The following is a 22,088-nucleotide window of genomic DNA, read 5'->3' on the forward strand; positions in this document are numbered from 1 at the left end:
CTACGGGGAGACCTCCCGGCTCGTACCGTCCTGCGGGCCGATCGTGCGATCGACGAGCGCCGAGATCAGGCCGTCGGTCTCCTCGACCGGGACCACCCCCGGCAGTGTGAGCTGCTCCAGCATCAGCCCGGTCATCGCGAGATACATCAGCGTCACGGCGGTACGGTCCCCCGGCAGCCCGTTCTCCAGGTGGAAGCGGACGTCCTCATCGAGCGTCGCCCGGATCACCCGGGTCATCTCGACCTGCAGCTCGGGGCGCCGGGTCGCCTCCAGACGCAGTTCCAGCATCGCCAGATAGCCGGTGCGGTTCTCGGCCACCCGGCGGTTGATCCACCCCATCAGCTCGACGACCAGCGCCCGACTCGGCGGTGCCGCCATCACCTCGGCGACCTCGTCCGGGTCGGGCTCGATGCGCCGGTGGATCTGCCCGGTGACCTGGCCCAGCAGGTCGTCCCGGTTGGCGAAGTAGTTGGAGGCGGTGCCCTTGGGCACGCCCGCTTCCTCGTCGACGGCCCGGAAGGTCAGTCCGCGCGCACCCTCCCGCGCCAGCACCTCGATCGCGGCATCCACCAGCGCCGCCCGCCGCTCCGGATTACGCACCATGTCGCCCACCTCGCACCATGCCGCCCGCACTCCTTTCGAACATTTTCAGAAAACCACTTGCAACCACTACAGCCAGAGTACTACAACTGGAGTTGTTGCCGCGGCCGGACCGGCCGACCGCGAACAGAGAGGACCACCATGCGCTTCGCCAAGCTCGGAACCGCCCTTCTCACCGACGACGTCGCCGCCAGCACCCGCTTCTACCCCGACCACTTCGGCTTCCGCCCGCTGGCGGAATTGGACTGGTACGCCACCCTCCAGCACCCCCAACACCCCGAATTCACCCTGGACTTCGTCCAGCGCGGCCATGAGTCCATGCCCGAGGGCTTCCGCACCCAGGCCACCGGCGGCATCGTGGTCGCCTTCCTCGTGGAGGACGCCGCAGCCGAGGAGGCCGCACTGCGCGCCAAGGGCGTGCCGATCGCCGAACCGGTGCGCGACGAGCCGTGGGGCCAGCGCCGCTTCAACGTCTGGGGCCCCGAGGGCACCCTGATCGAGGTGCTGCAGCTCATCGAACCCGACCCGGAGTGGATGGCCGCCCAGGGCCTGTGAACGCGGCCGGGACCGGGACCGGCACCGGTGAACGAGACCGGAAGGCCCCGCCCCGGCGCCCGACGCCCGGCGCCCGGCGCCCGGCTCAACGAGGCGCCGGCCCCTGGCCTCCTGGGGCATCCAGCACCTGCCGCCCGCCCCGGAGGCCACCGCCACCGTCCCGACGCACCGCCGTGGCGATATGCACCCGCATCGCGCACGGGATCCGCCCGTCCGGCAGTGCGGACGCCGCCGTCTCCGCCTCGAATCGTGCCCGTAGCTCCGCCGTGACCGCGGGATCGAGCGGCCTGAGGTCGTAGAAGCCGCCCACCGTCGCCCAGATCCGCTCCGGTGGCCCGGTCAGATCGATCCGGACGGTCTCCCACTCGGCGGGGCCGAATCCGGCCGGGCCGAACACCGCGTCGAACCCCTCGCGGGTCCGGATCCGCCCGTCGCCGCAGCCCAGGTCCAGCACCCGCCGGCACGCCGCCACCCGGTCCCGCAGGATCTCGTAACTCGATCGGCCGTCCTCGGCCCGCCCGTGGGCCATCGCCCGCACGGTCACCGCCGGACGAGCGGCATGGAAGGTCCGCAGAAAGTCTTCCTGAGGCGTCGTCATCCACCAGACCCTAGGAGAGAACGTCCGTACCTCCCTCAGTCCTCCTCAGTCCTCCTCGGGTCGCTCCTGAAGTGCCCAGCCGTTTCCGTCGGGGTCGCTGAAGTAGACGAACGAGTTCCAGGCACCGCCGGGGCCATCGGCCATCGCTCCGTCCTCGACATGCTGCACGGGGCTGACCGGGACCCCCCGTTCGACCAGCTGCGCGCGGGCCGCGGCGATGTCGGAGACGACGAGTTGCAGCCCCTGCACCGCACCGGGCTGGACCCGTGTGACGCCGGCGCCGCTCCCGATGACGATGGAGCAGCCCGACCCCGGCGGCGTCAGCTGCACGATGCGCACCCCGCCGTCGCCGATGCACATGTCGTGGTCCACGGCGAACCCCAGCTGCTCGCTGTAGAAGCGCTTCGCCCGGTCCACATCGGATACCGGGATCGGCACCAGTTCGAGCTTCCAGTCCATGGCGCGCCGTCCTTCCGTACGGGCGGCGGCCCCTGCCCGTACGGCCGTCACCACCGGCGTTGTCGCGCTGCGAAAAGTCTAGGGAGCGAGGACGGATCCCCGCATCCTGTGCCACCGAGGCGGCGGGCACGGGCCGGGCCCTGCGCGCCCCCGGCTCCTCGGCCTTCTCACCGGGCTCCCCCGGGGGCCCCGCCCCGCCCCTCCCCCACGAACCTCAGCCCTCGGAGCCGTCAGCCGTCAGCCGTCAGCCGTCAGCCGTCAGCCGTCAGCCGTCAGCCGTCAGCCGTCAGCCGTCAGCCGTCAGCCGTCAGCCGTCAGCCGTCGACGAACGTCATGCTCACCTCGTCGTAACGGGTCCCGGCTATTCGGGCCGCGGGAGCCGCGGCGTCGATGGCGGCGATCTCGTCGGCGGACAGTTCGACGGCGAGTGCGCCGAGGTTCTCCTCCAGGTACTTCCGGCGGCGCGTGCCGGGGATCGGCACGACGTCGTCCCCGCGGTACTGGACCCAGGCCAGCGCGAGTTGTCCGGCGCTGACGCCCTTCTCGGCGGCGAGTTCGTTCAGCTTGCCGACGATGGCCAGGTTCTGTTCGAGATTGCCGTCGGCGAAGCGGGGCTGGCTCCGGCGGACATCGGACTCCGCCAGCCCCTGCACCGAGGTGTACTGCCCGGTCAAAAAGCCCCGGCCGAGCGGCGAGAACGGCACCAGGCCGATGCCGAGTTCACGGCACACCGGCGCGATCTCCTGCTCCAGATCACGGGTCCACAGCGACCACTCGCTCTGCAGAGCGGCTATCGGATGCACCGCATGTGCGCGCCGCAGCGTCTCCGCGCCCGCCTCGGACAGTCCGAGGTGCCGCACCTTGCCGGCCGTGACGAGTTCGGCCATCGCACCGACGGTCTCCTCGATCGGGGTGCGGGGGTCGACGCGGTGCTGGTAGTAGAGGTCGATGTGGTCGACGCCGAGTCGGCGCAGCGACGCATCGCAGGCCCGCCGTACGTAGGCGGCGTCACCCCGGATCGCGGTCGGCTCGCCGAGGCGGTTGGCGAACCCGAACTTCGTCGCCAGCACCACCTCGTCACGCCGCCCCGCGATGGCCCGGCCGATCAGCTCTTCGTTGTGCCCCGCACCGTAGAAATCGGAGGTGTCCAGCAGGCTGACGCCGAGGTCGAGCGCACGGTTGATGGTCGCGATCGACTGCTCGTCGTCCGATTCCCCGTAGCCGTGGCTCATCCCCATGCAGCCGAGCCCCTGCGCGGATACCACCAGGTCACCGAGCTTGCGCGAAGGAATGTTGGTCGTGGTCATGCTGCTGCTACCTCCTGGGCCGGGCCTGTCCCGGCATCACCTTCAGGACGGTATTCATTGGAGCGCACTCAAAGTCAACGACGCCTGGATCGCAGGTAGCTGTCGGCCCGGGCAGTCGTCAGTCGGCGTCCCCGGTCATGGCCCGCAGGGCGGCGACCTGCCACGACTACGGCGCACCAGAAGCCGATGCCGGGCGCCACACCGCAGGGCCGGTTCAACAGCCCCTCATGTGCGCCCCGCCCCAGGTCAGGTACTGTTGCGTGCCAGTAGTGGACCGACCGAGGAGGTGAGACCGATACCCCGCCAGACCAGGCAGGCGCGCTGTCGTCTCACGCCCGTACGGCCCACCCGATGCAGGTGACCGTCCGGCACACGTGACCCGGTAAGCGCCCTCGGCGCCCCGAAAGGCTCACATGTCGTCATCTCAGAAGTCCCTGCCCGAGCAGTCGTCACCTCTTCCGCTCGGGCACTCCGCACCGCTCCCCCACCCCACCGTCGTCGCCAGGCTGCGCGCCGCCGGCTGCGTCTTCGCCGAGGACGAGGCCGAACTGCTCGTCTCCGCGGCGCGTACGCCGGACGAACTCGCCGTCATGGTGGAGCAGCGAGTCATCGGCCATCCCCTTGAACACGTCGTCGGCTGGGCGGAGTTCCGCGGTCTGCGCATCGCCGTCGACCCCGGTGTCTTCGTGCCGCGCCGCCGCACCGAATTTCTCGTGGGCCGGGCCGTGGACCTCGGCCGCCGGACCGCCGGGCGCACCGGGCGGCCCGCCGTCGCCGTCGACCTGTGCTGCGGCTCCGGCGCGGTGGGCGCCGCGCTGGCCGCCGCCCTGGAGCGGATCGAGCTGTACGCGGCCGACATCGAACCCGCGGCGGTGCGCTGCGCCCGCCGCAACATCGCCGCCGCGGGGGGTGCGGTCCACCAGGGCGACCTCTTCGACCCGCTGCCCGCCGACCTGCGGGGGCGTATCGACATCCTGGTGGCCAACGTCCCCTACGTACCGTCCGAAGAGGTCGGGCTGCTGCCCCCGGAGGCGCGCGATCACGAGCCGCTGGTGGCGCTCGACGGCGGTGCGGACGGGCTCGACGTGCTGCGGCGGGTGACCGCGGCGGCCCCGCGGTGGCTGGCGCCCGGCGGCCACCTGCTGGTCGAGACGAGCGAGCGTCAGGCACCGCGGGCCGTCGATGCCTTCACCCGCAACGGGCTGCTCGCCCGGGTGGACACCTCCGACGAGCTGTACGCCACGATCGTCATCGGCACCCGCCCGGACCGGTAGGGGGCCGCCCGCGCGTGCCCGCCGTCAGACTCGCTTCCGGCCGGGGTGCCGGGCCAGTGCCGCGTCGGCGGTGTCGAGGATGTTGCGGAAGGTGCGGGTGATGATCGGCCGGGCGAGGCGCCGGGTGAGGAAGGCGCCGACCAAGGGGACCGGGATCTCGGCGCGGGTCGTCCAGCAGACGCGGGTGCCGCCGTCGACCTCGGTGAACGTCATCCGGCCGAGTTCGTGCCGGGACGGCGGCAGGCTGCGTTCGACGACGTACTCGGTGGCGTACGGCGGGTCGTAGTGGGTGATGCGCTCCCGGAACCAGCCGATCAGCCAGAGGTGGTTGCGCACCGCGCCGACTCCGTAGGGCGCGGACTCGCCGTGCCTGCTCAGACGGCAGCGCAGGATCAGCGGCGAGTCCATGTAGTTGGTGGTCGTGGTGAGCCAGGCGAAGACGTCCTCGATCGGGGCGTCGATGACGCGCTCGACGATCATGGTTTCCACGGCTGGTGGCCTCCTCTGTCGAGTGGGAGCACCGCCTCGGCGCGGTGCAGCTTGTCCGGGTTGCGGATGCCGTAGAGGGCGGTGATCCGTCCGTCGTGGATCTCGAACGCGACCAGCCAGTCCAGTTCGCCGTCGGTGACGAACCGGGCCGCGGGCATGCCGTTGTAGGTGGCGTGCTCGATGCGGGTCGCCGCGGTGGTGGTGCGCAGTACGCCGAGGACGAAGCGGGCGACCTCGGCACGGCCGGTGATCGGGCGGCGGGCGGCGACGACCTTCCCGCCGCCGTCGGAGATCTGCACGACGTCGGGGGCCAACAGGTCCATCAGCGCCTGGACTTCCCCGGTCGTCGCGGCGGCCAGGAACCGCTGGACGACCTCCCGGGCGGCATCGGAGTCCGGCTCGAAGCGACGGCGCCGCGCGTGGACGTGCCGGCGGGCGCGGTGGGCGATCTGCCGGACGGTGACCTCGGCCTTGCCGACCGAGGCGGCGATCTCGCCGTGGGTGTAGCCGAACACCTCGTGCAGTACGAAGACCGCGCGTTCGGTCGGGTTGAGCGTCTCCAGGACGAGCATCATGGCCATCGACACCGACTCGGCCAGGATCGTGTCGTCGCTCACGTCCGGCGCGGTACGGATCGGCTCGGGCAGCCACGGGCCGACGTAGGTCTCGCGCCGCGCCCGGACCGTCCGCAGGTGGTTGAGGGCCTGCCGGGTCACCACGCGGACCAGGTAGGCGCGCGGATGCTCGACCGTGGCCGGGTCGACCGCGCTCCACCGCAGATAGCTCTCCTGCAGCACGTCCTCGGCGTCGGCGGCGCTGCCCAGCATCTCGTAGGCGATGGTGAACAGCAGCGGACGGTGTTCGGTGAAGGCGTCGTCAGCCATGGCCCGCCCCCACCCTGACCCTGACCCTGCGTCGGTACCCCGGCATCACACCCGGCTCCTCTCCTCGGACGCCCATCGAGACACCCCGCACCGGCGAACCGTGACAGCCCGCCGGTGTGATTCAGCTCACCGCGCACCCCGGTGGGGAGGCTGTTCGCCGTCATTCAATCGAGGCGTTCGACGGCGGACCCGGTCGTTCAGGCTTCCTTGTCAGCGAACCTGGTCGCTCTTCGGATGACGGAGCGACCGGGTTCACTGTCGAAGGACAGGGGCATGCCGGCCGGGCTCAACTGCTCTGCCCGGGGCGGGAGTCAGGCATGGCGTCCGCCGGCCAGAGGGTGTCGGGGAAGGCGGCGGCGTCGGAGTCGTCGTCCGGCATGAGGGTGGTGAGCATCTCCCGGGCGGTCGTGGCGTTGTCGACGGCGCGGGGCAGCATGACGCCCTCGTAGGCGTCGAGTGCCGCGTCGACGGCGGGGTGGCCGATGACGGCCCGGGCGAGTTCGGCGCCGTCGAGCAGAGCGAGGTTGGCGCCGACGCCGACCGGCGGCATCAAGTGGGCGGCATCGCCGAGCAGGGTGATGCCGCGGACGCGCTGCCAGGTGTGGGGAACGGGCAGGACGAACATCGGCCGGTTGAGGAAACCGCCCTCGTTGTCGCGCAGGATCTCCAGCAGGCTCTCGTGCCAGCCCCGGTACTGGGCGAGGAGGCGGGCGCGTACGGCTTCGGTGTCCGCGAGGTCGAGGCCGGCGTGCCAGTCCTGGGGGCCGCGGAAGGTGATGTAGGCGCGCACATGTCCGCTGCTGTTGCGCTGCATCACCAGGCTGCGGCGGCCCGCCTTGGCGGACATGGTGCCGCGGCCGACCAGGCGGGCGATGCCGGGGTGGCGGTGGTCGACGTCGTCGAAGTGGGTCTCCACCATCGTGACGCCGGCGTAGGAGGGTCGGGCGTCGGAGAGCGCGGGGCGCACCCGGGACCAGGCACCGTCGGCGCCGACGATCAGGTCGAAGTCCTCGGTGCTGCGGTCGTGGTGGTGCAGGCGGGCGGCGCCGTCCGGTAGCGGGGTGGCGGCCCTCACGGAGTGGCCCCAGCGGACCGTGCCGGGGGCGAGGGAGTCCAGCAGGAGGGTGCGCAGCTGGCCGCGGTCGATCTCGGGCCTGCTCAGATCGCCCTCGCCGGCCCGGTCGTGGCGTATCAGGGCCGCGTGGCGGTCGTACAGGCGCCACTCCTGGCTTTCGGGCCGGGACAGGGCGAGGAACTCGTCGAACAGTCCGGCCGCGCGCAGGGCGACCTGGCCGGTGTCCTCGTGGATGTCGAGGGTGCCGCCCTGGGAGCGGGAGCCGGGGCCGGCCTCCCGCTCGAAGACCGTGACCGGTATGCCGTGCCGCTGCAGGACGCATGCGCAGACGAGGCCGCCGAGGCCGGCGCCGACGATCGCGATGCGAGGGGTGGGGGACATGGGAGTCACGCTCCGTTCTGCGGAGGGAGAAGGACGCCGATGGAGCGGGCGCCGATGAGGAAGGTGCTGATGAGCAAGGTGCTGATGAAGCGGGGCCTGAGCGGTCGTTTCGCGGTGCGGCGGTGTGGACGTGCCCCGGGTAGCGGCAGCAGGGCCGGTCGGTGCACCCCCTCACAGAAACACAGCAGCTCCTAAAGTACAACTGCTCCGATTTTCTATCCGATCTCCTTTACGATCGAATCCCGTCAAGCGGGTAGGGTGGGGGCATGGCCGAGACGACGACAACGGGACGCCGCGAGCGCAAGAAGGCCCTGACCCGGCAGGCCCTGTCGGATGCCGCGGTGCGGCTGTTCACCGAGCGCGGCTTCGACGCCGTCGGCGTACGCGAGGTGGCGGAGGCGGCCGACGTCTCGCTGAGCACGCTCTTCAAGCACTTCCCCAGCAAGGAAGCCCTCGTCTTCGACCTGGACGCGGACGTCGAGAGCGCCCTGGTCGCCGCCGTGCGCGACCGGGCACCCGGCCAGTCCGTGCTGCACGCCCTGCGCGACCACATGGTCCGCACCCGTACCTCCGTCCCGGCCGACGACCCCACGTTCGTCCTCGTCGAATCCACCCCCGCGCTGCGGGACTACGCCCGGCGCATGTGGTCGCGCCACGAGAAGGCGCTGGCCGCCGCCCTCGCCGAGGCCACCGGGCTCGCCCCGGACTCCCCCGCCGTCACCGCCCTGGCGCGCTTCGCCCTGGAAGCCCCCGGCATCGCCCGCGCCGGCGAAGACCCGGCCCGGACCATGCGCGAGGTGTTCGCCCTGCTGGAGGACGGGTGGGCCGGCACCCCGCTGGCACGGCAGGAAGACCGCCCCGACCAGGACGGGTGACGTCGACCGGGCACCGCGTCACGCGCCACCGGAAGGGCCGCACCACGCGCCCCATGGAGTCGCGCCGCGCGCCCCGGAGCCGCATCACGCGCCACCTTCGCCAAGACCGATGTCCAGGCCCGTGCCCATGCCCATGCCCGTGCCCATGCCCGGCTCCGTGTCCGTGCCCATGTCGATGCCGGTCAGGTCGCAGCTCGCGGCCCACAACCGCGCCGCGACGGAGGCGTCGGCGAGATGGCTCCACACCGCCTCCCGTCGGGGCTCGCCGCGCAGGCCGAAGACGCGCGGCCCCCACAACTCCCCGCCGCGCACGGCCGGGTCGAGCACCGCCCGGACCGCGGGCCAGGCGCCGGCGTGCTTGCCCTGGACGAGGAGCGCGGCGGGCGCCCCGCGCAGCCGCGCTCCGGTGGTGCGCACGTGGACCGGCGGCCGTGACGGGGTGAGGGAGTCCAGTGCACCGCCGGGGTGGACCACCACGCTCGCCACCGCGCTGTCGACGGCCCGTAGGCGGCGGTCGAGTTCGAGGCCGAAGTACATCTGCGCCAGCTTGGAGCGGCCGTAGGCGCGCTGAGGCCGGTAGTCCCGCCGGGACTGGAGGTCGTCGAGGTCGAGCCGTTCGGACTTCGCCGCGAAGCTGCCCACGGTCACGACGCGGGCCGCCGGTGCGGCCGACAGCAGCGGCAGCAGCCACCGGGTCAGCGCGAAGTGCCCGAGGTGGTTGGTGCCGAACATCAGCTCGTGGCCGTCCCCGGTCTGCCGGCGCGGCGGGTCGTCGAGCGCGACGCCGGCGTTGTGGACCACCGCGTCGAGGCGGTCCACCGCCAGTGACTCCGCCGCCGTCCTCAGCGACGAGAGGTCGGCCAGATCACACCGCACCGCCCGCACCCGCGCGCCGGGCACCCGCGCACGGATCGCGGCCATGGCGCCTTCGGCCTTGGCGGGATTCCGGCTGCCCAGTACGACGGTGGCTCCGGTCGCGGACAACTGTTCCGCGACGAAGTACCCGATGCCGGCATTGCCGCCGGTGACCAGGAAGACGCCGCCGTCGGCACGCGGCAGCCGCTGGACATCCCAGGGCGGGGTGGGGGACGTGGACACCATGGTGGCGGGGCTCCCTTGCTGTGGACGGCGGCTGCGGCCGCTCCGCGGGCCGCTCGACACCACCGTCCCCGCGGGCACCGACACCCCGCCTACAGACCGCGGACAGCCGCGCCGGACAGCCGACATCCGGGCCACCGCGGCCGGTCACCGTCACTGAGCGCCGGTGTCCGGCCCGACCACCGGGCGGTGCCGCGGCCCTTACTCCGGCCGAACCGCCGTGACGACGTAGTAGTCCAGGACCCGCTCCTCGTAGGCGCGCAGGAAGTTCCGCGGCCAGGTTCCCGGGTCCCACCACCGGCCGAGCCAGAGGTCCCACCCACGCCAGACGTGCGGCCCGATCGATTCGACGCATACGTCCGTCAGTCCGGCTGCCGTGAACGCATCCGTGAGTACGTTCACCGGCCAGGCGATGTCCAGCCCGTCCGCGAACGTCTCCAGCAGCCGTGCGAGCTCCCCGGGCCGGCCGGGCGCATCGTCCACCGTGAAGAAGCTGGCGGCAGCCACCCGGCCGCCCGGGCGCAGCACCCGCGAGGTCTCCGCGGCGAAGGCTCCGAGATCCGGGAAGTGCTGAGCGGCCTCCACGCTGACGACGACATCGAACTCACCGTCCTCGAAAGGCAGACGCTCCGCGGCCCCCTGGACGAACCGCAACCGTTCCGGCTCGTCACGCAGCAGATCCGCGTGCGTGTCACGCGCCCGCCGCAGTTGCTGCGGATGGATGTCCATGCCGGTCACCGCAGCCGAGCCGTACTCCCGCAGGGTCACCGCGCACCCCATGCCCAGCCCACAGCCCACTTCAAGAACCGTCGGTTCCGTCGCTCCTCCCGACTCCACCGGTTCCACCGGTTCCACCGGTTCCTTGCGCAGTCCGGCGGCGTCCAGGACATGCCGGTAGAGATCCTCCTGGCTGCGGACCCGTTCTGTCTCGCCGAGCGGCAGGCCCAGATCGATGCCGCGCCAGTACCCGAAGTTGATGAATCCCCCGGCGAAGATCGGCTTCCCGCTCAGATCGGCCGGACCGTACACCTCCCGCACCATGGGACGCATGGCGGTGAGACCGGTTTGCTCCGCACTGTCCGTCACAGTGCCCACCTCCTGAAAGCAGACGTCATACGTGGTCTTCGCGGTCCGTGCCCTCCGCATCGACATCGACATCGACTCATCGTGTGACCTTGCTCGGCACATGCGAAGTCGTACGCGGCCCACTCGGCGACCGGGCGGGCGGCGAGGGTGTCGGCACGCTCGGGGGTGAGGGGTGTGCGGCTCAGGCCGCCGGGCGGGAGGCGGTTGAAGACGGCGCGGACCGTGCCCGCTCGCTCCAGTCGGCCGAGGACGGGGAGTTGAGCACCGTAGGCGTCCGCACCGCGTGTGCACAGCGTCTCGGTCGTCGTCAGCGCCATGGTGTGCAGGGCGGGCCGTGCGCGCAGGAAGCCCCGGCTCGGGCGAGGAAGTCGTCGACGTCTTCGGGGAGGTGCCGGCCATCCGGTCGCATGCTTCATGGTTCCCCATGCCGTGGGTGCGCCCCCGGGTTTTGCGCCAGCACACCTGAGCCGGGACACGATAGTGGGAACCCGCACCGCGGGCTCTGCCGGATGGGAATGCCGGGCGGGGGCTCCCGCCCTACGCTGGCCATATGTCCGATTTCATCGCCGCCGGCGCCTCAGCCGACGACCTTCCCGCACCGGCCGAGGGTCTGCTGCTGACGCACTTTCTCACGGTCGGCGACGTCCCTCGCTCGCGGGCGTTCTATGCCGATGTGCTGGGCGGGCAGGTGGTGCTGGAGGAGAACCCCTGCATCATCAAGGTCGCCAACAGCTGGATCATCATGAACCCCGGCGGCGGGCCCACGGATGACAAACCCGACGTCGTACTGCGCCCGCCGGAGGACCGCCACACCGCCTCCAGCTTCCTGAACGTACGGGTGGCGGACATCCACGGCTTCTACGCGGCAGCCCGCGCCAAGGGAGCCGAGTTCCTCACCCCGCCCATCGACCGGCGCGCCGAGCTGCGCTGCTACATGCGCGACCCGGATGGCTACCTCATCGAGGTCGGCCAGTCCACGGGCCTGCTCAAGGGCATCCTGGCGCACACCGATACCGAAGCCTGACCACTGCACCGCGCCGCACTGCTGACCGAATTCGTCAGATGCGACGGACCGGGTCCGTGATTCCGCCGGGGCACGCAAGCGCCGCGATGTCCCATCCGGCGCGTCCGGCCCCGGCCTGGTAGGCGCTTTCGTAGAAGGCGAGCACGGCGGCACGTGGATCGGCCTCGGCGCGGGCCGCGTCGTAGCGCAGCACGGCCAGGTGGCTGTCGCCGCGCGCGACCCACTGCGCGGACGCCGGGCTGAGCGGCGCTTCGGCCAGGCCGGCGGGCTCGGGGGCGGTGTACGAGTAGAACGCGGGGTCGGCAAAGGTGTCGTCGCCGAACCAGAAGCCGAAGCTGATCACTTCCGAGGAGTACGCCTCCCGGGTGACGGGGTCGGCCTGCCTGGGCTGGTCGAACCGGCGCCCGGAGAACCGGCTGTGGGCGATGTCGAAGGTGTGCCAGAAGTGGTGCACCGGGCTGGCCTTTCCCGAGAAGCCCGCCGCGAACTCCTCCAGCACGGACGCCACCTGGCTCAGCACCCGCCAGTAGCGGTTTGCGGCCACCGGGTCGTAGGTCGCGTGCTCGGTGTCCTCGGCGAACGGCCGGTCGGCGTCGGAGAGATCGAAGGGCCTGGGAACAGCGATGTTCACCCGGACGCCCAGCGCGGCCAGAGCGGCCAGGGTCTGGTCGTAGAAGGACGCGACGGACTGGCCCGGAAGCGGAAAGGACCGCTCTTCGCCGTCCAGCGTCATGACGGCGAGCCGGTGATCGACGAAATCGAAGTCGACCGTGAAGATCGGATTCCCGTCGACCTGACCCATCGGACGGGTGGTGATGCCGCGCCCAGTGACATGGAACGGGACGTTCCACCAGTGGTTGCGCCGTGCGCTCGCGGCCAAGCGGATCTTGCCGACAATCTGCGCGAAGCGGTGCAGCGTCTCCTTCGTGTCCCGCCACTCCGGCAGCGGCGCCGACGGGAACAGCTCCATCGCCTGCCCCTTCCCGCCCGGCGCTCCCGCGGCGGCCGGGCCGTCTCATCATGACCCCGCAAGGGACATCCCGCACGCCGCCGAGGGAGCGGTTCAGCCAGCGTGCGTGGCCAGGTTCCACCTGTCGCGTCCCGGCTCAACCCCCACCCCCACCACTTTTGCTAGCGCTTGCTTGCAATAGTTAGCACGAGGAGGCAGTATCGAGGCATGGCATCACTCAACGTCGGCAATCTCGGCGAGTTCCTGCGGGAGCAGCGGCGCACGGCGCAGCTGAGTCTGCGGCAGCTCGCGGATGCCGCCGGGGTGTCCAATCCGTATCTCAGCCAGATCGAGCGCGGTTTGCGCAAGCCGAGCGCGGAGATCCTGCAGCAGCTCGCCAAGGCGCTGCGGATATCCGCCGAGACGCTGTACGTCCAGGCCGGGATCCTGGACGAGCGGCGCGGGCTGGACGGGGTCGAGGTGCAGACCGCGATACTCACCGACCCCGCGCTCAACGAGCGGCAAAAGCAGGTCCTGCTGCAGATCTACGAGTCCTTCCGCAAGGAGAACGGGCTGGTCGGCGGTGGGGACGACGCTGCGAGCGCGTCCGGGGACGGGCGCGGCACGGACACCCAGACAGAGGCCGAAGACGGCCCGCACGCCACCTGAGCAACCGCATCCGTTTCCAGGAGGAACCACGTCATGGCCATCAACACCGATGACCTCCGCAAGGCCCTGACCGACGCGACCCCGCTGTACGCGCTGGCCGGCACGGTCGACCTGGCCGCCGAGAAGCTCGGCGAGGTGCCGCAGCTGGTCGAGAAGATCAAGGCCGAGGCGCCCAAGCGCTTCGAGTCCGTGCGCAGCACCGACCCCAAGGACGTCCAGGCGCTGGTCGCCAAGCAGGCCAAGGACGCCCAGGAGAAGCTGGCCGAGCTGCTGGACTCGCTCGACGGCGACTTCAAGAAGTTCCGCGACCAGGCGCAGGAGATCGCGCTGCAGGGTGTGGGCCGGGTCGCCGAGACCGCGGTGCGGGCCCGTGAGGGCTACGAGGAGCTGGCCGAGCGCGGCCGCGGCGCGGTGGCGACATGGCGCGGCGAGGCCGCCGACCAGGTCGAGGAGCTGGCGGTGGCGATCGAGCCGGAGCCGGCCCCGAAGCCGGCGGCCAGGAGCGGCGCGAAGACCGAGACCGCCAACGGGGCCAAGGCGGAGGCCAAGGCCACCCCGTCGTCGACCCAGGCCAAGTCCGCCGCCCCGAAGAAGCCGGTGGCGCAGCAGAAGCCGGTGGCGCAGCGCAAGCCGGCGCCGGCGAAGAAGAGCACCCCGCCGTCCGCGAAGTGAGCCGGCGCCCCCTTCACCGGGGACGCGGGTTCACCGGCCGGGCCGGGCACCCTTGAGGTGCCCGGCCCGTTGTCCGGGTACGGTGGGGCCGCGGCGGGCCGGTGGACGGCCGCGGCGGACGAAGACGACACGACCGGCGAACGGGCGGTGCATGGCGTGCTGATCTACGGGTTCCAGAGCCTTCTGAGCTGGGTGCAGCTCGCCCTGGGCGTCTATGCCGGCGTGATGCTGATCGATGCGGCGGTGCGCCGCGAGGACGCCTACCGCGCCGCGAGCAAGCAGACCAAGGGCATGTGGCTGATCTTCCTCGCCCTCGCCACGGCGCTGCTGTTCATTCTCCCGATCATGTCGTTCCTGCCGATCATCGGCGTCATCGCGGTGATCGTCTACACCGTCGACGTACGGCCGGCGCTGCGCGAGGTCACCGGCGGCGGGCGCGGCCCGCGGCGCGGCGGCTCCAGCTCGGACGGGCCGTACGGGCCCTACAACGGCGGGCGCTGAGCCACCGGACGCGACCCGGTCGCGTCGCACCGTGGCCGGCGCCTAGGGCCTGTCCGATGGGTCCTAGCGGTCCAGCAGCAGTACGGCCACGTCGTCGGTCAGCTCGCCGCCGTTGAGGTCGCGTACCTCGCGGACCGTGGCGTCGAGCAGGTCCTCGCCCGCGAGGCCGTGCGCCATCTGCCGGCTGACCAGTTCGGTCATGCCCTCCTGGCCCAGGCGCCGGTTGCCCTCGCCGACGCGGCCCTCGATCAGGCCGTCGGTGTACATCATCAGGCTCCAGGAGCCGCCCAGCTCGACCTGCCGGCGCGGCCAGCGGGCCTGCGGCAGCAGGCCGAGCGCCGGGCCGCCGCATTCGTAGGGCAGCAGTTGCGGGGCCTCACCGGCGCGGGCCAGCAGCGGGGCCGGGTGGCCGGCCAGGGAGAGGCCGGCGTAGTGGCCGTCGGCGGAGATGTCGACGGTGCAGAGCGTGGCGAAGATCTCGTCGTCGGAGCGCTCGTGCTCCAGGACCTTCTGCAGGGTGGCCAGCAGTTCGTCGCCGGACAGCCCGGCGAAGGTCAGGGCGCGCCAGGCGATCCGCAGCTCGACGCCGAGGGCGGCCTCGTCGGGGCCGTGGCCGCAGACGTCGCCGATCATCGCGTGGACGGTGCCGTCGGGGGTACGGACCGTGTCGTAGAAGTCGCCGCCGAGCAGCGCGCGGCTGCGGCCGGGGCGGTAGCAGGCCGCGAAGCGCAGGTCGGAGCCGTCGAGCAGCGGTGTGGGCAGCAGGCCGCGCTCCAGGCGGGCGTTCTCCTGGGCGAGCATCCGCGACTCGGTGAGCTGGCGCTGCGCGAGGTCGGCGCGCTTGCGCTCGACGGCGTAGCGCACGGCGCGGCTGAGCACCGCGCCGTCCAGCTCGTCGCGGAAGAGGTAGTCCTGGGCGCCGACGCGTACGGCGTCGGCGGCCCGCTCGGCGTCCGTCTCGTAGGTCAGGACGAGGACCGCGTGCGAGGGCGCCATCCGCAGGACGTCGTGCAGCATGCCCAGCTCGGGGCCGGGGGTGCCGTCCGGGCCGCCGTCGCGCTCGGCGCGCTCCGCCGGGGGCAGGTCGAGCAGGATGCAGTGCACGTCGTCGGTGAGCAGCCGCTCGGCCTCGGTGAGGTTGCGGGCGGTGCGCAGACGCACCCGGCGGCCCGCCCAGTCCGACATCTCGGGGAGTTGACTGTTGGGGTCCTCGCCGATGAGGAGCAGGGTCAGGCCCTGCTGGGCCGTCCCATGGTCGGCCGAAAGTCGCCGTTCGCCCATAAGCGGCTCCTCGGGCTCCTGGAGGCCCTGCGGGGCCGCCTGGGCGGTCCGCTGGCCGGCGGCGGGTGCCGGGGCGCGCACGTCCTGGTCCGTCGCGTACCCCGCGCCCGGCGCGGCCGCCCGCGCGGTATCCGCGCAGGCGTCGTTCACCGGTCCTGCCTGGTGCGGCAGCACGACCGTCCGCTGGTGCGGTACGGGTACGGGCATCGGTCTGCTTCCTTCCCTCCCCCCGAGGGGGTCCGGTGAGCGCCGACCGGCGCACCACCGTGCCCGGCTCCGCATCCGCCCGTCGGTCTTCCGAGCGGGGCGCGCACCGGCACTGAGAGGCGACCATAGCGGCAGCGTGGAGGAAGAGGGAATGGCCGACGGCAATCGGCCATTGTCATATGCCGCGCCCGATAAGGCATTTGACCTGCGGCAGCCGGAATACGGAATGACGAATATCACCCCGCTTGAGTGCATTCAGCTACACCGCGACAACCCTCAGAGAGGAAACATTCCGGTCATTTATCGCGGTCGCGATCCCCGTCATGGTGTCCGCCGTCACGATCGGGACGGACCACCCCGAGGATCGGCATCGACCCGGCACCGGTGATCGTCACCTGGCGGCCGGGGCGCGGTGCGTGCACGATAGCGCCGTCCCCGAGATACATCCCCACATGGCTGGCGTCCGAGAAGTAAATGATCAAGTCGCCGGGGCGCATGTCCCGCAGTGCGACGCGCGGCAGCTGCCGCCACTGCTCCTGCGAGGTCCGCGGAATCGTCCGGCCGCCGCGCTCCCAGGCCCGCAGGGTCAGCCCGGAGCAGTCGAAGGTGTCCGGCCCCTCCGCGCCCCACACATAATCCTTGCCGATCTGCGCGGTGGCGTACGAAATCGCCTTCTTGCCCGAGGCGGACGCCTTGTTGCCGATGTCGTCGAGAACACCCGAGTCAAGCCACTTCTGCTGCTCCTTGAAGGCCCACTCGTCCTCCAGTTTCCGCAGCCAGTCCTTTTCCTTGGCGGCCAGCCTGGATTCCAGCTTCTTTGCCGCGTCGATCTTTTTCTTGATGTCCCGCTGGGCGCTTTCCTTCTTCTTGCGGTTCGCCTCCAGCTGCTCCCAGCGATCGGTGGCGGAGTCCGAATACTTCTTCAAGTCGCCTTCGAGGCGGGTGAGTTCACCGATCACGCGCTTGGCGGCGAGCTGTCCCTTGCGGGCCAGGGTGACATTGTCGAGAAAGCCCTCGGGGTCGGTGTTGAGCATCAGCTTCGCCTCGGCGGGCAGCCCGCCCCCGCGGTACTGGGCGCTGGCCAGCGCGCCCGCCTGCCGCTTGAGGGCCGCCAGCTTGCGCTGGGTGCCGTCGATGCTGCGGGCCAGCCTGACGATCTCCTTCTGCTGGAGCTCGACCTGCTCCTTGGCCGCGTTGTAGGCGTCGGTGGCCCGCTCGGCCTTGCGGTAGAGGTCGTCGATCTTCCGGCGCACCTCGTCGAGGTGCCGCGCGTCGGCCCCGGTCGTAGCGTCGGGTTTGGGGTCGTCGGCGTACGCGGTCTGGGCCGCGGCGCCGAGCAGCCCCGTCACGCACAGGACGACGGCCGTACACGCCACCAGCCGGCCGCCCCGCCGGCCTGCCCAGCGTGCGCCCTGTTCGCCCCCTGGTTCCCGCACATCCTGAACGCCCCGCTTTACCCCCTGGCGTCCCACCAGCCACCTCCGGTCGTTCCGCACCGATTCGCGTGGTCCTCCGGCGCGGATGCTGCCATACCCACCAGTAATTCAACAGAGCGACGTGCCCTTTAGTACGAGTGGGCGAACACTTCCTCCCCCGCACCCATCTGATGGCCGAGGTTCACCTTGCGTTCACTCGCGCCCATCGGCTGCTTCACCTGATCTGCCTAATTTCGGCCGTACCGAGTGCGCGTCATGCCTGATCGGCAGGCGCGGCACGGCTAGCTGACACCGCACCCCACGGCGGACACCACACACCACGCACACCACCTCGCACGCCGGAGAAGCGGCGCGCCCCAGGAAGGAATTCCCGACTGTGAAGCTTCAGCGCAAGAACCGGGTTCGCGCCCTCGCCGTTGGCGCTCTCGCCGTCTCCGGTGCCCTGGCCCTGACCGCGTGCGGCTCCGACGACACCACCGGCGGCAACGGTGGCGGCAGCGCCGCCAAGTCCTCCAACATCAAGTGTGAGGGCAAGGGCAAGCTGCTCGCCTCCGGCTCCTCCGCGCAGAAGAACGCCATGGACGTCTGGGTGCAGAACTACTCCGGCGCCTGCAAGGACACCGAGATCAACTACCAGCCGACGGGCTCCGGCGCCGGTGTCACCACCTTCCTGCAGGGCCAGACCGCCTTCGCGGGCTCCGACTCGGCCCTCAAGCCCGAAGAGGTCACCAAGTCCCAGAAGGTCTGCAAGGGCGGCCAGGCCATCGACCTGCCGATGGTCGGCGGCCCGATCGCGGTCGGCTACAACGTCCCCGGCGCGGACAACCTCGTGCTGGACGCCCCGACCCTGTCGAAGATCTTCAACTCGGAGATCACCAAGTGGAACGACAAGGCGATCCAGAAGCTGAACCCGGACGCCAAGCTGCCGGACCTCAAGATCCAGGCGTTCCACCGCTCCGACGACTCGGGCACCACCGACAACTTCACCAAGTACCTCAAGGCCGCCGGCGGCTGGAAGCACGAGCCGGCCAAGAAGTGGGAGGGCGAGGGCGGCCAGGCGGCGTCCGGCTCGGCCGGCGTCTCCTCGCAGGTCAAGCAGACCAGCGGCGCGATCTCCTACTTCGAGCTGTCCTACGCGACCTCCAGCAAGATCCCGACGGTCAAGCTGAACACCGGCGCCAAGGAGCCGGTCGAGGCCACCGTCGACAACGCCTCGAAGGCCATCTCCGAGGCCAAGCAGGTCGGCAAGGGCGATGACCTGGCCCTGCAGCTCAACTACACCACCAAGGCCGACGGCGCCTACCCGATCACCCTGGTGACGTACGAGATCGCCTGCGACAAGGGCAACAAGGCCGAGACCCTGCCGGCCACCAAGTCCTTCCTGACCTACGTCTCCAGCAAGGACGGCCAGGCCGCCCTCAAGGAGCTCGGCTACGCCCCGCTGCCCACCGAGATCGCCGACAAGGTCCGCGCGACCGTCGCCAAGATCTCCTGACCTACCGGGCGGCGGCCCGACAGCCGCCGTACGGCCGAAGGGGCCCTGAGACCAGGGCCCCTTTCGGGCCGCCGCCCGTCCGGTGCACCGCCGCGCCAGGAGCCCCCACCGGGCTCCGCAGACCGGAGAACCCATGAACTCATCCTCCTCCATGACCGACAACCCGCCCGCGCCACGGGCCGACGGCTCCGCCGTGTCCGGCAAGGCGGTCCGTCCCGGCGACCGGATCTTCCTCGGGCTCTCCCGGGGCTCCGGAATCGCCCTCCTGGTGATCATGGCCGCCATCGCGGTCTTCCTCACCTACCGGTCCGTGCTCGCCATCTCCGGCGACAAGGCCAACTTCTTCACCACGCTGGACTGGAACGCCACCGGCACCGAGCCCAAGTTCGGCATCGCGGTGCTCGCCTTCGGCACCCTGGTCAGCTCGGTCGTCGCGATGCTCATCGCGGTCCCGGTCGCGGTCGGCATCGCACTGTTCATCTCGCACTACGCCCCGCGCAGGCTGGCCTCGCCGCTCGGCTACGTCATCGACCTGCTCGCCGCGGTGCCCAGCATCATCTACGGCCTGTGGGGCGCGCTCTTCCTCGTCCCCCACCTGGGCGGCTTCTACGGCTGGCTGGACGACTACCTCGGCTGGACCGGCATCTTCGAGTACGGCGGCGGCGCGGCCCGCTCGCTGTTCACCGTCGGCATCCTGCTCGCGATCATGATCCTGCCGATCGTGACCAGCGTCAGCCGCGAGGTCTTCCTGCAGGTCCCGCGGATGCACGAGGAGGCCGCGCTGGCGCTCGGCGCCACCCGCTGGGAGGTCATCCGCATGTCGGTGCTCCCCTTCGGCCGCTCCGGCGTCATCAGCGCCTCCATGCTGGGCCTGGGCCGCGCGCTCGGCGAGACGATGGCCGTCGCCACGGTCCTCTCCCCCAGCTTCCTGATCAACACCAGCCTGCTGGACCCGGGCGGCGGCACCTTCGCCCAGAACATCGCCAGCAAGTTCAGCGAGGCCGACGAATTCGGCCAGGACGCCCTGATCGCCTCCGGCCTCGTCCTCTTCGTGATCACGCTCCTCGTCAACGGCGCGGCCCGCCTGATCATCGCCCGCCGCAAGGAGTACTCGGGAGCCGCAGCATGAGTATCACCACCGACCGCGTAGCGGTCTCCAACGGCGGCACTCCGCTCTCCCTCAAGCACCCCCGGCTGCCCCGCTGGGCCCCTGCGGTCCTCGCACTGGTCGCGGCCGGCGCGGGCTGCGGCATCGGGCTGGCCGCCGGCCTGGACAGCGCGATCCAGTGGGGCCTGATCGCCGCCCTGCTGTTCGTCTTCGGCACCTTCGCGCTGGCCGCGGGCGTCGAGGGCACCCGGCAGGCCAAGGACCGGCTGGCCACCAGCCTGGTCTGGGGCGCCTTCCTGCTCGCCGTCGTCCCCCTCGCCTCCCTGCTGTGGGAGACCGTCGCCCGCGGCATCAAGGTCCTGGACGGCTACTTCCTGTCGCACTCGATGGGCACCCTGCCCGACGCGATGCCCGGCGGCGGTATCTACCACGCGATCATCGGCACCCTGGAGCAGGTCGGCCTGGCCACCCTGATCGCCGCGCCGATCGGCCTGCTCACCGCGATCTACCTCGTCGAGTACGGCCGCGGCCGGCTCGCCAAGGCCGTCACCTTCTTCGTCGACGTGATGACCGGCATCCCCTCGATCGTGGCCGGCCTGTTCATCCTGTCGGTGTGGATCCTGATCCTCGGCTTCGGACCGTCCGGCTTCGCCGGCGCGATGGCCCTGGCGATCCTGATGATGCCGGTCGTGGTCCGCTCCACCGAGGAGATGCTCAAGCTCGTCCCGAACGAGCTGCGCGAGGCGTCCCTGGCGCTGGGCGTGCCCAAGTGGCGCACCATCCTCAAGGTCGTGCTGCCGACGTCGATCGGCGGTATCACCACCGGCGTGATGCTCGCCATCGCCCGTATCGCCGGCGAGACCGCGCCCGTGCTGCTCCTGGTGTGGGGCGCGAAGACGATCAACGGCAACCCCTTCGAAGATGCCCAGCAGTCGCTTCCGCTCTACGTTTTCCAGCAGTGGCAGCAGGGTTCCGAGGCCTCCTACGACCGCGCCTGGGCGGCGGCACTGGTCCTCATCGCCTTCGTCATGATCCTCAACCTGGTGGCCCGCGGCATCGCCCGCTGGAAGGCCCCCAAGACCGGTCGCTAACGCGACACTCTCCGCTCCTTCGAGCGGGGCCGACCAGCGACCCTCTGAAGCACCGAAAGAAGCAGTGATCCCATGGCCAAGCGAATCGACGTCAGCGGCCTCTCCGCGTTCTACGGCAGCCACAAGGCCATCGACGACATCTCGATGACGGTCGAGCCGCGCTCCGTGACGGCCTTCATCGGCCCCTCCGGCTGCGGCAAGTCCACCTTCCTGCGCACCCTGAACCGCATGCACGAGGTCACCCCCGGCGGCCGCGTCGAGGGCAAGGTGCTGCTGGACGACGAGAACCTCTACGGCCCCGGGGTCGACCCGGTCGCCGTCCGCCGCACCGTCGGCATGGTCTTCCAGCGCCCCAACCCGTTCCCCACGATGTCGATCTTCGACAACGTGGCGGCCGGCCTGCGGCTGAACGGCTCGTACAAGAAGAGCGAGCTGACCGACATCGTCGAGAAGTCCCTCAAGGGCGCCAACCTCTGGAACGAGGTCAAGGACCGCCTGAACAAGCCCGGCTCGGGCCTGTCCGGCGGCCAGCAGCAGCGGCTGTGCATCGCCCGCGCGATAGCCGTCGAGCCGCAGGTGCTGCTGATGGACGAGCCGTGCTCGGCCCTCGACCCGATCTCCACCCTCGCCATCGAGGACCTGATCGGCGAGCTGAAGGAGCGCTTCACGATCGTCATCGTGACGCACAACATGCAGCAGGCGGCCCGCGTCTCGGACCGTACGGCGTTCTTCAACCTCGCGGCCGTCGGGCAGCCCGGCAAACTGATCGAGATCGACGAGACCGAGCGGATCTTCTCCAACCCCTCGGTCCAGGCCACGGAGGACTACATCTCCGGCCGCTTCGGCTAGGCCCTGCCCGGCCGACGCCCCCCTGAGCGTCCTGCGGTGCTGCATGGCGGTGCCACCGCAAGACGAAGGGCCCGCCCCTCCTTCCCGGGGGGGGGGCGGGCCCACTGCTTTTCGTCCGGCGCCGT

At 71.0% G+C, this 22,088-nt stretch carries 23 protein-coding genes; 11 read left to right on the forward strand and 12 right to left on the reverse strand.

The genetic code is table 11. The features are described 5' to 3' along the window. Entirely contained in the window at nucleotides 1-603 is a 603-nt protein-coding gene (locus ACZ4NB_RS16590) for a TetR/AcrR family transcriptional regulator (RefSeq protein WP_467662068.1), read from the reverse strand. A gap of 138 nt (nucleotides 604-741) precedes the next feature. On the opposite strand from ACZ4NB_RS16590, the gene ACZ4NB_RS16595 reads away from it, so the two are divergent. Then, nucleotides 742-1,155, forward strand: coding sequence for a VOC family protein (locus ACZ4NB_RS16595; RefSeq protein WP_467662070.1), 414 nt, complete (start codon nucleotides 742-744; stop codon nucleotides 1,153-1,155). An 85-nt stretch (nucleotides 1,156-1,240) separates the two neighbouring features. On the opposite strand, the gene ACZ4NB_RS16600 is transcribed toward ACZ4NB_RS16595, so the two are convergent. The 3 genes from ACZ4NB_RS16600 to ACZ4NB_RS16610 all read right to left on the reverse strand — a co-directional run bounded on the left by ACZ4NB_RS16600 (nucleotide 1,241) and on the right by ACZ4NB_RS16610 (nucleotide 3,519). Continuing rightward, nucleotides 1,241-1,753 (reverse strand): hypothetical protein, encoded by a 513-nt coding sequence (locus tag ACZ4NB_RS16600; RefSeq protein WP_467662072.1) that lies wholly within the window; start codon nucleotides 1,751-1,753, stop codon nucleotides 1,241-1,243. Nucleotides 1,754-1,798: 45 nt separating this feature from the next. Beyond that, nucleotides 1,799-2,212, reverse strand: a complete 414-nt coding sequence (locus ACZ4NB_RS16605) for a VOC family protein (RefSeq protein ID WP_467662074.1) — start codon at nucleotides 2,210-2,212, stop codon at nucleotides 1,799-1,801. Between the two features lie 314 nt (nucleotides 2,213-2,526). Continuing rightward, on the reverse strand, nucleotides 2,527-3,519 hold the full coding sequence (locus tag ACZ4NB_RS16610; RefSeq protein WP_467662075.1) for an aldo/keto reductase: 993 nt from the start codon (nucleotides 3,517-3,519) through the stop codon (nucleotides 2,527-2,529). Nucleotides 3,520-3,932: 413 nt separating this feature from the next. Between ACZ4NB_RS16610 and ACZ4NB_RS16615 the strand changes: the two genes are divergently transcribed. Then, nucleotides 3,933-4,793, forward strand: a complete 861-nt coding sequence (locus tag ACZ4NB_RS16615; RefSeq protein ID WP_467662077.1) for a putative protein N(5)-glutamine methyltransferase — start codon at nucleotides 3,933-3,935, stop codon at nucleotides 4,791-4,793. Nucleotides 4,794-4,817: 24 nt separating this feature from the next. Here ACZ4NB_RS16615 and ACZ4NB_RS16620 read toward each other — a convergent pair whose 3' ends face one another. The 3 genes from ACZ4NB_RS16620 to ACZ4NB_RS16630 form a co-directional block, all read right to left on the reverse strand. Next, nucleotides 4,818-5,282: an SRPBCC family protein gene (locus ACZ4NB_RS16620; protein ID WP_467662078.1), complete on the reverse strand. Its 465-nt coding sequence runs from the start codon at nucleotides 5,280-5,282 to the stop codon at nucleotides 4,818-4,820. Continuing rightward, a complete protein-coding gene (locus ACZ4NB_RS16625; RefSeq protein WP_467662080.1) occupies nucleotides 5,270-6,166 on the reverse strand; it encodes an RNA polymerase sigma-70 factor in 897 nt (298 codons plus the stop codon). The genes ACZ4NB_RS16620 and ACZ4NB_RS16625 overlap by 13 nt, the downstream gene beginning before the upstream one ends. A gap of 286 nt (nucleotides 6,167-6,452) precedes the next feature. Continuing rightward, on the reverse strand, nucleotides 6,453-7,622 hold the full coding sequence (locus tag ACZ4NB_RS16630; RefSeq protein WP_467662082.1) for an FAD-dependent oxidoreductase: 1,170 nt from the start codon (nucleotides 7,620-7,622) through the stop codon (nucleotides 6,453-6,455). Between the two features lie 266 nt (nucleotides 7,623-7,888). Here ACZ4NB_RS16630 and ACZ4NB_RS16635 point away from each other — a divergent pair, with 266 nt between their 5' ends. Then, nucleotides 7,889-8,497, forward strand: a complete 609-nt coding sequence (locus tag ACZ4NB_RS16635) for a TetR/AcrR family transcriptional regulator (protein ID WP_467662084.1) — start codon at nucleotides 7,889-7,891, stop codon at nucleotides 8,495-8,497. 84 nt (nucleotides 8,498-8,581) lie between these two features. Here ACZ4NB_RS16635 and ACZ4NB_RS16640 read toward each other — a convergent pair whose 3' ends face one another. After that, complete coding sequence (locus tag ACZ4NB_RS16640) at nucleotides 8,582-9,598, reverse strand: SDR family NAD(P)-dependent oxidoreductase (RefSeq protein WP_467662086.1); 1,017 nt, start codon at nucleotides 9,596-9,598, stop codon at nucleotides 8,582-8,584. A gap of 198 nt (nucleotides 9,599-9,796) precedes the next feature. After that, a complete protein-coding gene (locus ACZ4NB_RS16645; protein WP_467662087.1) occupies nucleotides 9,797-10,681 on the reverse strand; it encodes a class I SAM-dependent methyltransferase in 885 nt (294 codons plus the stop codon). A 550-nt stretch (nucleotides 10,682-11,231) separates the two neighbouring features. Between ACZ4NB_RS16645 and ACZ4NB_RS16650 the strand changes: the two genes are divergently transcribed. Then, a complete protein-coding gene (locus ACZ4NB_RS16650; RefSeq protein ID WP_467662089.1) occupies nucleotides 11,232-11,705 on the forward strand; it encodes a VOC family protein in 474 nt (157 codons plus the stop codon). 34 nt (nucleotides 11,706-11,739) lie between these two features. Here the strand turns inward: ACZ4NB_RS16650 and ACZ4NB_RS16655 are convergent, their stop codons facing one another. Continuing rightward, entirely contained in the window at nucleotides 11,740-12,675 is a 936-nt protein-coding gene (locus tag ACZ4NB_RS16655; RefSeq protein ID WP_467662091.1) for a DUF5996 family protein, read from the reverse strand. Between the two features lie 207 nt (nucleotides 12,676-12,882). Here ACZ4NB_RS16655 and ACZ4NB_RS16660 point away from each other — a divergent pair, with 207 nt between their 5' ends. The 3 genes from ACZ4NB_RS16660 to ACZ4NB_RS16670 all read left to right on the forward strand — a co-directional run bounded on the left by ACZ4NB_RS16660 (nucleotide 12,883) and on the right by ACZ4NB_RS16670 (nucleotide 14,496). Continuing rightward, nucleotides 12,883-13,323 carry a helix-turn-helix domain-containing protein gene (locus tag ACZ4NB_RS16660; RefSeq protein WP_467662092.1) on the forward strand — a complete coding sequence of 147 codons (441 nt, stop codon included), beginning with the start codon at nucleotides 12,883-12,885 and terminating at the stop codon, nucleotides 13,321-13,323. A 33-nt stretch (nucleotides 13,324-13,356) separates the two neighbouring features. Beyond that, a complete protein-coding gene (locus ACZ4NB_RS16665) occupies nucleotides 13,357-13,995 on the forward strand; it encodes a hypothetical protein (protein WP_467662094.1) in 639 nt (212 codons plus the stop codon). A gap of 156 nt (nucleotides 13,996-14,151) precedes the next feature. Further along, complete coding sequence (locus ACZ4NB_RS16670) at nucleotides 14,152-14,496, forward strand: DUF2516 family protein (protein ID WP_393488456.1); 345 nt, start codon at nucleotides 14,152-14,154, stop codon at nucleotides 14,494-14,496. 63 nt (nucleotides 14,497-14,559) lie between these two features. Here ACZ4NB_RS16670 and ACZ4NB_RS16675 read toward each other — a convergent pair whose 3' ends face one another. Both ACZ4NB_RS16675 and ACZ4NB_RS16680 read right to left on the reverse strand, forming a co-directional pair. Further along, the gene (locus tag ACZ4NB_RS16675) at nucleotides 14,560-15,984 is read right to left on the reverse strand and encodes a PP2C family protein-serine/threonine phosphatase (RefSeq protein ID WP_467662095.1); all 1,425 of its coding nucleotides are present in this window, start codon (nucleotides 15,982-15,984) and stop codon (nucleotides 14,560-14,562) included. Nucleotides 15,985-16,280: 296 nt separating this feature from the next. Then, nucleotides 16,281-17,360 carry a C40 family peptidase gene (locus ACZ4NB_RS16680; protein WP_467662097.1) on the reverse strand — a complete coding sequence of 360 codons (1,080 nt, stop codon included), beginning with the start codon at nucleotides 17,358-17,360 and terminating at the stop codon, nucleotides 16,281-16,283. Nucleotides 17,361-17,796: 436 nt separating this feature from the next. Between ACZ4NB_RS16680 and pstS the strand changes: the two genes are divergently transcribed. The 4 genes from pstS to pstB all read left to right on the forward strand — a co-directional run bounded on the left by pstS (nucleotide 17,797) and on the right by pstB (nucleotide 21,963). Then, nucleotides 17,797-18,915 carry a phosphate ABC transporter substrate-binding protein PstS gene (gene pstS, locus ACZ4NB_RS16685; protein ID WP_467662099.1) on the forward strand — a complete coding sequence of 373 codons (1,119 nt, stop codon included), beginning with the start codon at nucleotides 17,797-17,799 and terminating at the stop codon, nucleotides 18,913-18,915. Nucleotides 18,916-19,048: 133 nt separating this feature from the next. Beyond that, nucleotides 19,049-20,044 carry a phosphate ABC transporter permease subunit PstC gene (gene pstC, locus ACZ4NB_RS16690; RefSeq protein ID WP_467662101.1) on the forward strand — a complete coding sequence of 332 codons (996 nt, stop codon included), beginning with the start codon at nucleotides 19,049-19,051 and terminating at the stop codon, nucleotides 20,042-20,044. Continuing rightward, on the forward strand, nucleotides 20,041-21,114 hold the full coding sequence (gene pstA, locus ACZ4NB_RS16695) for a phosphate ABC transporter permease PstA (protein ID WP_467662102.1): 1,074 nt from the start codon (nucleotides 20,041-20,043) through the stop codon (nucleotides 21,112-21,114). The genes pstC and pstA overlap by 4 nt, the downstream gene beginning before the upstream one ends. 72 nt (nucleotides 21,115-21,186) lie before the next feature. Further along, nucleotides 21,187-21,963, forward strand: a complete 777-nt coding sequence (pstB, locus tag ACZ4NB_RS16700) for a phosphate ABC transporter ATP-binding protein PstB (RefSeq protein WP_467662104.1) — start codon at nucleotides 21,187-21,189, stop codon at nucleotides 21,961-21,963. Nucleotides 21,964-22,088: the final 125 nt, after the last annotated feature.

This window comes from Streptomyces sp. NPDC026575, assembly GCF_055567415.1.